A 12368-nucleotide genomic window follows, 5' to 3' on the forward strand; every position below is an offset into this window, starting at 1 on the left:
ATTTCAGGCGCTGGCGTCCACCATGCCGTGGCGAACCGCCAGCAAGGTCAGTTCCACATCACTGCTGATGGATAGCTTCTCGAAAATTCGATAACGGTAGGTGTTCACGGTTTTCGGCGACAGGCAGAGCTTGTCGGAAATCGACTGGACCTTCTGACACCCCACAATCATCAGGGCAATCTGAATTTCGCGCTCGGACAAGGCATCAAATGGCGAGTCACTGACCGGCTGAAACGACTTGATTGCCAGTTGTTGGGCAATCTGCGGACTGATGTAACGCTGGCCAGCGAATACCAGGCGGATGGCCTGGACCATTTCCGCGAGCCCTGCACCTTTTGTCAGGTAGCCTGCCGCGCCCGCCTGAAGAAGCCTTGTGGGAAAAGGATCTTCTTCACAGACCGTCACTACGACGACCTTGATATCCGGATGACTGCGCAACAACTTGCAGGTAGCGCCAAGACCACCAATCCCCGGCATCTTGACGTCCATCAAGACCACATCGGGCTTCAATTCACGCGCTTTGATCAGGGATTCCTCCCCCGACTCGGCCTGACCGACTACTTGCAGGCCATCGATGTCAGCCAGCATTCGTGTAATGCCTGTACGAACGAGATCATGGTCATCGACTACTAGCACCCTAATCAAGCAGACACCTCGCGAAATGGTCTTATAGGTTGCCGGACACCTTAGCAAAAAACCACGGCACAGACCTAGCTGAACGCGTCATATATATAGAGTTTCAATACGCTACGAACGCCTGCCGAGCGGCAGGCGGGGGTGTTTCCTGGGTAAAAGGTCAGGATTCCTTGGGGATCGGCGGGGATTTTCCATTCACCACAGAGCAATGCTCTGCCAAGGTGCTGGTCAGCCGGCGGATCGCATCCTGATCCTCTTTAAACATCGCGCGGTAGTTACCCAGAACCTTTTCTTCGACCTGGCTCAGGTTTTCCAGCTGGATGGGCGTGGGGCTCCCTGTCAAAACAAACAGGATATCGACACCCTTCTCTGCAACGCGCGATAAGTAATCAGCCTTTGGCGCGCGACCACCGCTTTCGTATCGACCTTGGGCGTTAGCCTCCACGCCTCCTATTTCACCGAAAACCTTTTGCGACAAACCCAGCCGCTCCCTCTCTTGCCTTAAGCGCGAACCTATTCCACTCATTTGGATGTAATATCCTTTATGGCACACCCCAAGAGGTGACGATGTCATCTCGTTTTACACAAACTTGAACGGTTTTGAACTATGCCCGGAATCCGTACCGCTGCACAAGCCAAAGCCTGGCTGGAACATCAAGGAAAGTCGGTGCAGGCATTCGCCAGGGAGCATGGCGTGGACCCGGCGACCACCTATCAAGTGCTCGCTGGGCGCAAAAAAGGGCGGCGTGGGGAAGCCCATAAGGTCGCGGTCCTTTTGGGCATGAAAGACGGGATCATCCTTAACGAGGCAAATAGCCTGGGCAATGATCAGGAGATCGGCTCCTAAAGGGCAGTATGCACCGATTCAAGTCGAGCGCGAGGTTTAACGCGACGACTGCGCTGGCAGACAAACGGACTCCATGCGCCAGAAACAACCCTCTTCACCGACGATACTCAGGCCCTGGCGTTGATACAGCCTTTTTGCCGGATTGGTCTTGAATACCGTCAAGCGCAAATAGCCCCGGTTTTCGACACGCGCCTTGGCAATCATCTGCTCCAGCACCCAACTGCCTGCGCCCTGGCGGCGAAAAGTGTCGAGAATGTGCAGCTCGCGAATGTATAGCGCGTTGTCATCCCGGCTCAGACTGACAAACCCTACCAGCCTGTCATCCTGGCAAATCAACCAATTTTCCCGCCCGGCCCAGGCGGTATCGAAGCCTTTATCGGACCACGTCAAATCGTACTGCCGATAGTAATGGCCCATAGCCTGATGTGTCAGGGTGCGCGCAAAGGCCAAGTGCTGGTCCGATGCAGCCTTGAGGGTGAATGCCATCGCGGTGGCCTCCATTACGTCACAGCATGACCTGCCAGCCGCTCCAACTGCCATCCTCCCTGCGCGCTATTACCAGGGCATCGCCCATACCGGGCGCAGCCGCAATCAACTCGCCATCAGGCCCCCAGATAGCACTGCGCCCGGCACACGCCCAACCGCCGGACGGCCCGCCATGATTGGCCATCAACACCACCATCGAGTGCTCGGCGGCGTATCCCTGAAGCAACGCACTGTCTGCGGCGTAACCACCCTCGCTGATCAAGACACCGGCCGCATAGACCGTAGCGCCGAGCTTCGCCGCATCATGTGGATGGCTGAAGTGGGAAAAGTCGGCGCAGACCGCCAGGGCAATCCGATCCTCACCCCACGCCAACGCCTCTCCACCCGAACCTGCCGCAAATATCGCCTCTTCGCCAGGATGCAGATGCTGCTTGCTGTAGACCGCCATAGAACCATCCGCCGCCAACACCAGCGCACCAATCAGCACCCCGCTGCTCGACGGCACGCGAATCGGCATGCCAACCACCACCGTCATGTGCAGCTCACGCGCCAGGTCCCGCAGGGGCGCCAGCACTGCATTGTCCGGCGCAATCGCCAACCCCGCCGCCAGCGCAGGCTCGTAGCCGGTCAGGGACAATTCCGCAAACACCAGCAGTTGCACCCCCTGCTCGGCGGCCGCGACCATAAATGCCAGGTGACGCTGGATATTGCCCGACAGGTCGCCAGCGATGGCACAGGTTTGGGCACTGGCAAGGGTCAAGGTGGTCATGGTCGCGTCCTGGCTATCATTGTGAGTATCCATCCAGCATATCGGGACGCCCCCATAGTGGTAAGCCCCTCATCGCGATAGAAATTACTGATTGAATCCACCGCCATGCCTCAGTTAAGCTCCACCCCATCATTTGGAGAAACACCATGTTGCAACTCACCCTCACCCAGGCTTGCCCTACTGCCAACGCACAGCGTTCGGTCGTGGCTACCCGCGTGAACGGTTTGAGCGCACTGGTCAGCTTTTATTTTGGGTATTGGTTTAGCCACTGGCGCGCCTGATACCTGAAATCGGCGCCCACTACTCAAGGGGTCGCCTGCCAGAGAAATCTAACCCCCGGTCGGCTCCCCGACCGGGGGTTTTGTTTTTCAGCCCTGAACAATTTTTGCTACACACCGAACTTAAAGGAAATCACACCATGAACTACTCCACTTATTACCGTTACGACACCTGCACCGCCTGGCGATTTAGCAAGCTCCGTTCGGGACAGCCTGCCGCCTCCGATCGGTCACCTATTGGTGGCAAGCCAACACACGCAGCCAATACGGCCAATTGTCGAACACCCCAGTAGGGCAGAGCGTGCGGGAACAGCCCGCCGCTTGCCCAGGAAGCAGAAACCATGAACTCATCCATCGCCGCCCTGCCCGTCACCACCCTTGCCAGCGCCAATGAAGCGCTGACCCAGCGCTTGCCCAGCGCCCTTGAGCTCAAGCATCAGTTGCCCCTGAGCCCGTTCCTGACCGAGCAAGTCAACGCTCATCGCCAAGCCATCCGCGCGATTCTCAAGGGTGAAGACTCCCGCCTGCTGATCATCGTCGGCCCCTGCTCGATCCATGATCCCGAATCCGCCATGGAATACGCGCGCAATCTGAAAAAGCTGGCCAATGACGTCAGTGACCAGATGCTCCTGGTGATCCGCGCCTACGTCGAAAAACCGCGCACCACCATCGGCTGGAAAGGCCTGGCCTACGACCCGCACCTCGATGGCAGCGATGACATGGCCGCCGGCCTCACGCTGTCGCGGGAATTGATGCGCGAAATGCTGCGCCTGGGCTTGCCGGTTGCCACCGAGCTGCTGCAGCCGATGGCCGCCGGCTACTTCGATGACGTGCTCAGTTGGGTCGCCATCGGCGCCCGTACCACCGAATCGCAGATCCACCGGGAAATGGCCAGCGGCCTGGGCATGCCCGTGGGCTTCAAGAACGGCACCGACGGCGGCGTGGCCATCGCCTGTGACGCCATGCGCTCTGCGGCTCACCCGCACCGCCACTTCGGCGTCGACAGCCAGGGGCACCCGGCGATCATCCAGACCCCGGGCAACGCCGATACCCATCTGGTATTGCGTGGCGGCCACCGTGGCCCGAACTACGATCGCCAGAGCGTGGCCCAGGTCAAGACCGACCTGGCCAAAAGCAAAGTGGCCACGCGGATCATGGTCGATTGCAGCCATGCCAACAGCGGCAAGGACCCGATGCGTCAGCCTGGGGTATTCAATGACGTGCTGGAGCAACGCTTGCAGGGTGACACCTCATTGATCGGCATGATGCTGGAGAGCCATCTGTTCGAAGGCTGCCAACCGCTCAGCCCGTCGATGCGCTACGGCGTTTCGGTGACCGACGGCTGCCTGGGGTGGGACGGCACCGAGCAATTGCTGCGTGAAGCGGCCGCAAGCCTGCGCGCTCAGAAAACGCCGGGGTCTGCGTAAGCGAACTGGTCGTGCCGTTGAACGGTAACGGCCTTATTGTGCCAAGCAGGCATATTGTGCCAAGCGGGCTTGTCGTGGCGAGCGGGCTTGCCCCGCGCTGGGCTGCGCAGCAGCCCTAAGACCATACAGCCTCGATTTATCTGAAAAAACGCAGCGGACTTACTGGGGCCGCTGCGCAGCCCAGCGCGGGGCAAGCCCGCTCGCCACCACAAGCCCGCTCGCCACAACGAACCCTCTCACTACAACCGATACCCTGCCTACAACAGGCACTCCAGCTACATTCTCCGATGCCTGAACCCGACCCGATAATTCCGTGGAACTTTGCCGGGAAATAACCGCCTGAATCCGGTACGCTCACCTTTTTTATTCAAGGAGTTACCCACCATGCCCAAAGCTACCGCCCGTCACATCCTGGTTGCCACCGAAGACAAGTGCAACGAACTCAAAGCCCAGATCGAAGGCGGCGCTGATTTCGCAGAAATCGCCAAAGCCAACTCCAGCTGCCCATCGAGCCGTGATGGCGGCAACCTGGGTTCGTTCGGCCCAGGCCAGATGGTCAAGGAATTCGACACTGTCGTATTCAGCGCCCCGGTCAACATCGTGCAAGGCCCAGTGAAAACCCAGTTCGGTTATCACCTGCTGGAAGTGACCAGCCGCCAGGACTGATCCCCGTCTTTGCAAAACACAACGGCCCGCCTTTTGGTGGGCCGTTGTGTTTGTGTGGCAGCAGGGTGACTGGCGACCCGCACGCGGTTAGGGTACAAGTCCCCTTCCTTCTTCACCCGGCGCCCAAGGCTGATAATGCGACTGGACTTCCTCACGTTGGTTGGTTCTACCCTGGCCCTGCTGCTGGCGAGCACTGTCTCGTTCGCGGCCCCTCAACATGCACTGACTGTCTACGGCGAGCCCGCCAAGTACCCTGCCGGGTTCAGTCATTTCGACTATGTAAACCCCAATGCCCCCAAGGGCGGCAGCCTCAAGCGCTCGGCCCTGGAAGTCGGCCGCTTCGACCATGTGCTGCCGTATATCGACAAAGGCATCGGCGTCAGCCAACTGGACGGCTGGGTGTATTCGCCCCTGGCCTACCGCTCGCTGGATGAGCCCTATACCGTCTACGGCCTGGTGGCTGAAAAGATGGAGCGCGCCGAGGATGGCCTTTACCTGCGGTTTTTCCTCAACCCCAAGGCACGGTTTGCCGACGGCAAGCCGATCACCGCCCAAGATGTAAGCTACAGCTTCAACCTGCTGATGACCCAGGGCAGCCTGCGCTTTCGCACGCTGTTTGCCGACGTCAAGCGCGTCGAGGTCGAAGGCCCCTTGCAAGTGCGCTTTGACTTCTCCAGCAATCAAAATCGTACCCTGCCCCTGGATGTCGCGACCCTGCCGGTACTCCCCGAACATTGGTGGAAGAGCCGCGACTTCGCCAATGGCGGCGGTTATGAAGCACCGCTGGGCAGCGGCCCATACAAGGTCAGCAAGATCAATTCCGGCAGCACCATCACCTTCCAGCGCGACCCCGATTGGTGGGGCAAGGACCTGCCCGTCAACCGCGGCCTGTACAACTTCGATCGCCTGAGCCTGGAATACTTCGGCGATACCGAAGTCGCCCGCCAGGTCCTGCGTGGCGGCGCCTACGACTTCAACCGTGAGTTTTCCGCCACCGGCTATTCCATCGGCTACAACGGCCCGGCCCTGGATGATGGCCGTCTGCAACGGGCGCACTTGGCCAAGGATGCGCCGCAAAACTCCCAGGGCTACGTGTTCAACCTGCAAAAACCGATGTTCCAGGACCGCCGTGTGCGCCAGGCCCTGGCCATGCTCTGGGATTTCGAGTGGGCCAACCGGCAGATGATGCGCAACCTGTACATCCGCCAGCAAAGCTACTTTTCCAATAGTCCGCTGGCCGCCACGCAACTGCCAGACGCCCAGGAGCTGGCGATTCTCGAACCCTTGCGCGGGCAAATCCCCGACGAAGTGTTCACCCAGGTGTTCAAGGCGCCCACCACCGACGGCACCGGGATGATTCGCGACAAGCAGTTGCAAGCCCTGGCCCTGCTGGAAGCAGCAGGCTGGACGCCCAAGGGCGACAAACTGGTAAATGCCGCCGGCGAGCCGCTGGAGTTCACTTTCCTCAATGTGCAAAACGGCCTCGAACGCCTGCTGCTGCCCTATAAGCGCAACCTGGCGCAGATCGGCATCACGCTGAACATCAGGCGCATCGACTCCTCGCAGTACGTCAACCGGCTGATGAGCCGCGACTACGACATGATCGTCACCGGTTTCCCTGTCACCACCTCGCCGGGCCTTGAGTTGTACAACTACTTCGGCTCAGCCGCGGCGTTCGACCGAGGCGCCAACAACTACTTCGTCCTGCAAAACCCGGCGGTCGACACCCTGATCACCGGCCTGGTGCGCGCCACCACCCAGACGCAGATGCTCAGCTACGCCCATGCCCTGGATCGGGTGCTGCAATGGAATTACTACTGGATCCCCAATTACTACCCGCCCGGCACCTCGGCGGCCTGGTGGAACCGCTTCGGCCGCCCGGCCATCGAAGCCAGCAACGACGAGGCGCTGGAATCGTGGTGGGAAGTCAGCCCGACACCCCTGACCAATGAGCAGATGAAAGCCGAACTGAGCAAGTCGCGAGGTGCCCACTGATGTTTGCCTATATCGTGCGGCGCCTGCTGCTGATCATCCCGACCCTGCTGATCATCCTGCTGGTGAACTTTGTGATCGTCCAGGCCGCGCCCGGCGGGCCGGTGGAACAGGCCATCGCCCATCTGCAAGGCATCGGCGGCGCAAGCGTCGGCGGGTCGTCCGGCGACGGCGTCAGCAGCGGCTCGCGAGCCAGCCGCGGCCTTGACCCGAAACTGATCAAGGACATCGAAAAACAATACGGCTTCGACAAACCAGCCCACGAACGCCTGTGGCTGATGCTCAAGAGCTATGCCCAACTGGACTTCGGCAACAGCTTCTTTCGCGGCGCCACAGTGACCGACCTGATCCTGAAAAAACTGCCAGTGACCGTGTCCCTCGGCCTCTGGGCGACGCTGATCACCTACCTGGTGTCGATCCCCCTGGGGATCCGCAAGGCGGTGCGCCATGGCAGCAGTTTTGATGTCTGGAGCAGTACCGCCATCGTCATCGGCTACGCGATGCCGGCGTTCCTGTTTGCGATGTTTTTGATCGTGGTCTTCGCCGGCGGCACCACCCTGAACTGGTTCCCGGTGCGCGGCCTGGTGTCGGAGAACTTCGAGCAACTGAGCACCGTTGGCAAGATCGCTGATTACTTCTGGCACCTGGTGTTGCCCGTCACCTCACTGGTGATCGGCGGGTTCGCCACCTTGACCATTCTCACCAAAAACTCGTTCCTCAATGAAATCACGCGCCAGTACGTGGTCACGGCACGGGCCAAGGGCCTGAGCGAACGGCGCGTGCTCTACGGCCATGTATTTCGCAACGCCATGCTGCTGGTGATCTCCGGAATCCCCCAGGCGTTTATCAGTGTGTTCTTCGCCGGTTCCTTGCTGATCGAAGTGATTTTCTCCCTCGACGGCCTCGGCCGCATGAGTTACGAGGCCGCCGTGTCGCGGGACTATCCCGTGGTCTTCGGCTCGCTGTTTATCTTCACCCTGTTCGGCCTCTTGATAAAACTGATCGGCGACCTCTGCTACACCCTGGTAGACCCGCGTATCGACTTCGCCGCGAGGAACGCCTGATGCTCAATCTGTCTCCCGTGGCCCGCAGGCGCTTCGAACGTTTCAAGCAAAACCGCCGCGGCTGGTGGTCGCTGTGGCTGTTTATCGGCCTGTTTATCCTGACCCTGGGTGGCGAGCTGATCGCCAACGACAAACCACTGGTGCTCAGCTACCAGGACGAACTGTACTTCCCCGTGTTCAAGCGCTACACCGAGCAGCAGTTCGGCGGGCAACTGCCGTTCCAGGCCGACTACCGCAGCGACTACGTGCAGCAACTGATCAAGAAGGACGGCGGCTGGATGCTGTTCCCGCCAATCCCCTTCAGCGATGACACGCCCAACTACGAACTGACCCGCCCTGCCCCCAGCCCGCCGTCCACGGTGAACTGGCTGGGCACCGACGACCAATCCCGAGACGTGCTGGCGCGGGTGATCTTCGGTGCGCGGGTGTCGATCCTGTTCGCCCTGGCGCTGACCGCGATCAGCGCCACCATCGGCATTGCCGCCGGCGCCTTGCAGGGCTATTACGGCGGCTGGGTCGACCTGCTCGGCCAGCGCATCCTCGAAGTGTGGTCGGGGCTGCCGGTCCTGTACCTGCTGATTATTCTCTCGGGGTTTGTCGAGCCCAACTTCTGGTGGCTGCTGGGGATCATGGCGCTGTTTTCCTGGCTGGCCCTGGTGGACGTGGTCCGCGCCGAGTTCCTGCGCGGGCGCAACCTGGAATACGTCAAAGCCGCACGCGCCCTGGGCCTTGGTGACGGCAAGATCATCCGCCGGCATATCCTGCCGAACGCGATGACGGCCACCTTGAGCTACCTGCCCTTTATCCTGACCGGGGCGATTTCCACCCTCAGCGCCCTGGATTTCCTCGGCTTCGGTATGCCGGCAGGCAGCGCGTCCCTCGGTGAATTGATCGCCCAGGGCAAGCAGAACCTGCAGGCGCCTTGGCTGGGATTGACGGCGTTTTTCACCCTGGCACTGATTCTGTCGCTGCTGGTATTTATCGGCGAGGCGTTGCGCGATGCCTTCGACCCACGTTCATGAGTGAATCCGTATGAGCGACAACCTGATCGAGATCCGCAACCTGTGCGTCGCCTTCAGCGGCCAGACCGTGGTGCGCAATCTGTCCCTGGATATCCGCCCCGGCGAGTGCCTGGCGCTGGTGGGCGAATCCGGTTCGGGCAAGTCGGTGACCGCCCATTCGATCCTGCAATTGCTGCCCCAGGCCGGTACCGCGAGCAGCGGCTCGGTGCGTTACCGTGGTCAAGAGTTGATCGGCGCCGGGCCCAGCACCCTGCAAAAACTGCGCGGCAACCGCATCGCGATGATCTTCCAGGAGCCGATGACCTCCCTCAACCCCCTGCACAGCATCCAAAAGCAGATCGGCGAAACCCTGCTGCTGCACAAGGGCCTCGCCGGCAAGGCGGCCCAGGCTCGTATCCTCGAACTGCTGGACCTGGTGGGCATCCGTAACCCCCAGGAGCGCCTCAAGTCCTACCCCCATCAGTTGTCGGGCGGGCAGCGCCAGCGGGTGATGATTGCCATGGCCCTGGCGTGCGAGCCGGAATTGCTGATCGCCGACGAACCAACCACCGCGCTGGATGTGACGGTGCAGCGCAAGATCCTGCAGTTGCTCAAATCCTTGCAGCAACGCCTGGGCATGTCCTTGCTGTTGATCAGCCATGACCTCAACCTGGTGCGCAGCATTGCCCAGCGCGTGTGCGTGATGCAGGCCGGGGAAATTGTCGAGCAGGCCGACTGCCAAACCCTGTTCAGTGCCCCACAACACCCCTACAGCCGCCTGTTGCTGGATGCCGAACCGGTCGGCACGGCGCTGGGCCAGGACGAACGCGAAAATGTCCTGCAGGTCGACAGCTTGAGTGTGCGCTTCCCCATCGGTGGCGGGCTGTTCCAACGCAAGCAGTACCTGCAGGCGGTGGACGGCATCAGCCTGGACCTGCAACGGGGCAAGACCTTGGGCATCGTCGGCGAGTCTGGCTCCGGCAAGTCCACCCTGGGCCAGGCGATCCTGCGCCTGCTGGACTCCAGCGGCAGCATCCGCTTCCAGGGCGAGGCCCTCGATGGCCTGAGCCAGAAGCAGATGCGGCCCTGGCGCAAGCAGATGCAGGTGGTATTCCAGGACCCCTACGGCAGCCTCAGCCCGCGCATGTCTGTGCACCAGATCATCAGCGAAGGCTTGGAGGTACACGCACCCTGCAGCCTGCAGGAGCGTGACGCGCAGGTGATCAAGGTGCTGCAGGATGTGGGCCTCGACCCGGCCAGCCGCTATCGGTACCCCCACGAATTTTCCGGTGGCCAGCGCCAGCGCATCGCCATTGCCCGCGCGCTGGTACTGCGCCCGGCCTTGATGCTGCTGGACGAGCCCACCTCGGCCCTGGACCGCACCGTGCAAAAACAAGTCGTGACGCTGCTGCGTGAACTGCAGGAAAAGTACGGCCTGACCTACCTGTTTATCAGCCATGACCTGGCCGTGGTGCGGGCCATGGCCCACGATATGATCGTGATCAAGGACGGCAAGGTGGTCGAACGCGGCCCGAGCGCTGAGGTGTTCGACTCACCACAACATCCCTACACCCAAGAACTGCTCGCAGCCACACAACTGCCCTTGTAGGAGCGAGCTTGCTCGCGAAGATCGTTAACGATAACGCGAAAAGCCTGCCACCCCGAGGCGTCCTCAGGTTTTTCGCGAGCAAGCTCGCGCCTACAAGGGGCGGCGTGATCCTATTCACCTTTTTATTGGCGGCGCCAGCATGAACACCAGCGAAAGCCTCAAGGACTACCAGCACGTTCGCGGCCTGGCGATCCAGTCCCTGTTCGAAATCATCGAGCAGTCCAGCGAAGGCACTGTGATTGTCGACCGCGACGCCAATATCGTGTGGATGAACGAGCGCTACGCCAAGCGCTTTGGCCTGAAAAGCGCTGACCAAGCCATCGGCCAACCCTGCGAACAGGTCATTTCCAACAGCCTGCTGCGCCAGGTGGTACGCAGTGACCAACCGATCCTCCTGGATATCCAGGACACGCCCAAAGGCCCGCTGGTGGTGATGCGCCTGCCGATCCACGACGATGCCGGCAAGGTGATCGGCGCCATCGGCTTTGCCCTGTTCGATGAGTTACGCAACCTCTCGCCGATGATCGAGCGCTACCTGAGCATGCAACAGGAACTGGCCTCGACCCGTTCGCTGCTGCGCTCACGCCAGAGCAAATACAACTTTGCGCACTTTATCGGCACCAGCGCCGCCAGCCTGGAAGTCAAGCGCCGCGCTAGGCGCAGTGCGAGCGCCGAGTCACCGGTGTTGCTGCTGGGCGAGACCGGCACCGGTAAGGAGCTGCTGGCCCAGGCCATCCATGGTGCCTCGCCACGCGCCAATAAAGCCTTTGTCAGCATCAACAGCGCCGCCATCCCCCACGACCTATTGGAAGCCGAGTTCTTCGGCACCGCACCCGGCGCATTTACCGGGGCCGACCGCAAGGGCCGCCCCGGCAAACTGCAAATCGCCCAGGGCGGGACGTTGTTTCTCGATGAAATCGGCGACATGCCCTTGCCCCTGCAAAGCAAACTGCTGCGGGTGTTGCAGGAAAAAGAGTTTGAGCCGGTGGGCTCCAACGAGATGATCCACAGCGACGTGCGCGTGATCGCCGCGACCTCCACCGACCTGGAAGCCGCGATCAAGCGCGGCGAATTTCGCGCCGACTTGTATTACCGCCTCAACGTGCTGCCGATCCAGGTCCCGCCCCTGCGCGAACGCCTGGATGATATCCCGGCGTTGAGTGAGGCGATCCTTGAAGAACTGCGCAGCCAGCATGAACTGGACCGCGAAGCCCTGGCGCTGCTGGCCCAGCATGCCTGGCCGGGGAACATCCGCGAATTGCGCAACGTGCTGGAGCGGGCCGCCTTGCTCAGTGATGATCTGGTGCTGGATGCGCGGGAGATTCGCGCAGCAATCGGTACGTTCAGCCCGGTGGAACGCGATGCCGTGGCACCCGTTGAAGTCGAAACCTTCAGCATGGCGCGGGAGCGCTTTGACCGGCAGTTGATCGCTGCAGCATTGCGCCAGTGCGAGGGTAATGTGGTGGAGGCGGCCAAGCGGCTGGGGCTGGGGCGCTCGACGCTGTACAAGAAAATGGTGGCGCTGGGCATCGCCCAATCTCAATAAAGAGACATGCATCTCAAACAAAAGACAATCCCATTGTGGGAGCGGGC

The 12368-nt window shown here is 60.9% G+C and carries 13 protein-coding genes; 9 read left to right on the top strand and 4 right to left on the bottom strand.

What is annotated here, in order from left to right:
• Positions 1-3: 3 nt before the first annotated feature.
• Positions 4-645 (bottom strand): UvrY/SirA/GacA family response regulator transcription factor, encoded by a 642-nt coding sequence (uvrY, locus tag GDV60_RS15270; protein ID WP_029293774.1) that lies wholly within the window; start codon positions 643-645, stop codon positions 4-6.
• 151 nt (positions 646-796) lie between these two features.
• Positions 797-1162 (bottom strand): helix-turn-helix domain-containing protein, encoded by a 366-nt coding sequence (locus tag GDV60_RS15275; protein ID WP_070996119.1) that lies wholly within the window; start codon positions 1160-1162, stop codon positions 797-799.
• A gap of 81 nt (positions 1163-1243) precedes the next feature.
• Between GDV60_RS15275 and GDV60_RS15280 the strand changes: the two genes are divergently transcribed.
• On the top strand, positions 1244-1483 hold the full coding sequence (locus GDV60_RS15280; RefSeq protein WP_029293771.1) for a DNA-binding protein: 240 nt from the start codon (positions 1244-1246) through the stop codon (positions 1481-1483).
• A 36-nt stretch (positions 1484-1519) separates the two neighbouring features.
• Here the strand turns inward: GDV60_RS15280 and GDV60_RS15285 are convergent, their stop codons facing one another.
• Both GDV60_RS15285 and GDV60_RS15290 read right to left on the bottom strand, forming a co-directional pair.
• A complete protein-coding gene (locus tag GDV60_RS15285) occupies positions 1520-1969 on the bottom strand; it encodes an N-acetyltransferase (RefSeq protein ID WP_104912572.1) in 450 nt (149 codons plus the stop codon).
• Between the two features lie 19 nt (positions 1970-1988).
• On the bottom strand, positions 1989-2738 hold the full coding sequence (locus GDV60_RS15290; protein WP_159907976.1) for a carbon-nitrogen hydrolase family protein: 750 nt from the start codon (positions 2736-2738) through the stop codon (positions 1989-1991).
• Between the two features lie 146 nt (positions 2739-2884).
• Between GDV60_RS15290 and GDV60_RS26835 the strand changes: the two genes are divergently transcribed.
• From GDV60_RS26835 to GDV60_RS15325, 8 genes are all read left to right on the top strand, one after another.
• Positions 2885-3019, top strand: a complete 135-nt coding sequence (locus tag GDV60_RS26835) for a hypothetical protein (protein WP_256324408.1) — start codon at positions 2885-2887, stop codon at positions 3017-3019.
• Between the two features lie 338 nt (positions 3020-3357).
• Entirely contained in the window at positions 3358-4443 is a 1086-nt protein-coding gene (locus GDV60_RS15295) for a 3-deoxy-7-phosphoheptulonate synthase (protein WP_159907979.1), read from the top strand.
• A gap of 384 nt (positions 4444-4827) precedes the next feature.
• Positions 4828-5109, top strand: coding sequence for a peptidylprolyl isomerase (locus tag GDV60_RS15300; protein ID WP_092239309.1), 282 nt, complete (start codon positions 4828-4830; stop codon positions 5107-5109).
• A 135-nt stretch (positions 5110-5244) separates the two neighbouring features.
• Positions 5245-7104, top strand: coding sequence for an extracellular solute-binding protein (locus GDV60_RS15305; RefSeq protein ID WP_104910347.1), 1860 nt, complete (start codon positions 5245-5247; stop codon positions 7102-7104).
• Complete coding sequence (locus GDV60_RS15310) at positions 7104-8165, top strand: microcin C ABC transporter permease YejB (protein WP_159907982.1); 1062 nt, start codon at positions 7104-7106, stop codon at positions 8163-8165. Before GDV60_RS15305 ends, GDV60_RS15310 begins: the two co-directional genes overlap by 1 nt.
• The gene (locus GDV60_RS15315) at positions 8165-9187 is read left to right on the top strand and encodes an ABC transporter permease (RefSeq protein ID WP_029293756.1); all 1023 of its coding nucleotides are present in this window, start codon (positions 8165-8167) and stop codon (positions 9185-9187) included. Before GDV60_RS15310 ends, GDV60_RS15315 begins: the two co-directional genes overlap by 1 nt.
• 10 nt (positions 9188-9197) lie before the next feature.
• Positions 9198-10775: an ABC transporter ATP-binding protein gene (locus tag GDV60_RS15320; protein ID WP_159907984.1), complete on the top strand. Its 1578-nt coding sequence runs from the start codon at positions 9198-9200 to the stop codon at positions 10773-10775.
• A gap of 139 nt (positions 10776-10914) precedes the next feature.
• On the top strand, positions 10915-12321 hold the full coding sequence (locus GDV60_RS15325) for a sigma-54-dependent Fis family transcriptional regulator (protein WP_070996114.1): 1407 nt from the start codon (positions 10915-10917) through the stop codon (positions 12319-12321).
• Positions 12322-12368: the final 47 nt, after the last annotated feature.

The sequence above is a fragment of the Pseudomonas sp. DTU12.1 genome, from assembly GCF_009873475.1.
In the GTDB taxonomy this organism is placed as follows: domain Bacteria; phylum Pseudomonadota; class Gammaproteobacteria; order Pseudomonadales; family Pseudomonadaceae; genus Aquipseudomonas; species Aquipseudomonas proteolytica.

Bases quoted from the DNA above. Each gene is read 5' to 3' on its own strand.
- GDV60_RS15275 (WP_070996119.1), bottom strand. From the start codon at position 1,162: ATGAGTGGAATAGGTTCGCGCTTAAGGCAAGAGAGGGAGCGGCTGGGT.
- GDV60_RS15280 (WP_029293771.1), top strand. From the start codon at position 1,244: ATGCCCGGAATCCGTACCGCTGCACAAGCCAAAGCCTGGCTGGAACAT.
- GDV60_RS15285 (WP_104912572.1), bottom strand. From the start codon at position 1,969: ATGGCATTCACCCTCAAGGCTGCATCGGACCAGCACTTGGCCTTTGCG.
- GDV60_RS15290 (WP_159907976.1), bottom strand. From the start codon at position 2,738: ATGACCACCTTGACCCTTGCCAGTGCCCAAACCTGTGCCATCGCTGGC.
- GDV60_RS26835 (WP_256324408.1), top strand. From the start codon at position 2,885: ATGTTGCAACTCACCCTCACCCAGGCTTGCCCTACTGCCAACGCACAG.
- GDV60_RS15295 (WP_159907979.1), top strand. From the start codon at position 3,358: ATGAACTCATCCATCGCCGCCCTGCCCGTCACCACCCTTGCCAGCGCC.
- GDV60_RS15300 (WP_092239309.1), top strand. From the start codon at position 4,828: ATGCCCAAAGCTACCGCCCGTCACATCCTGGTTGCCACCGAAGACAAG.
- GDV60_RS15305 (WP_104910347.1), top strand. From the start codon at position 5,245: ATGCGACTGGACTTCCTCACGTTGGTTGGTTCTACCCTGGCCCTGCTG.
- GDV60_RS15310 (WP_159907982.1), top strand. From the start codon at position 7,104: ATGTTTGCCTATATCGTGCGGCGCCTGCTGCTGATCATCCCGACCCTG.
- GDV60_RS15315 (WP_029293756.1), top strand. From the start codon at position 8,165: ATGCTCAATCTGTCTCCCGTGGCCCGCAGGCGCTTCGAACGTTTCAAG.
- GDV60_RS15320 (WP_159907984.1), top strand. From the start codon at position 9,198: ATGAGCGACAACCTGATCGAGATCCGCAACCTGTGCGTCGCCTTCAGC.
- GDV60_RS15325 (WP_070996114.1), top strand. From the start codon at position 10,915: ATGAACACCAGCGAAAGCCTCAAGGACTACCAGCACGTTCGCGGCCTG.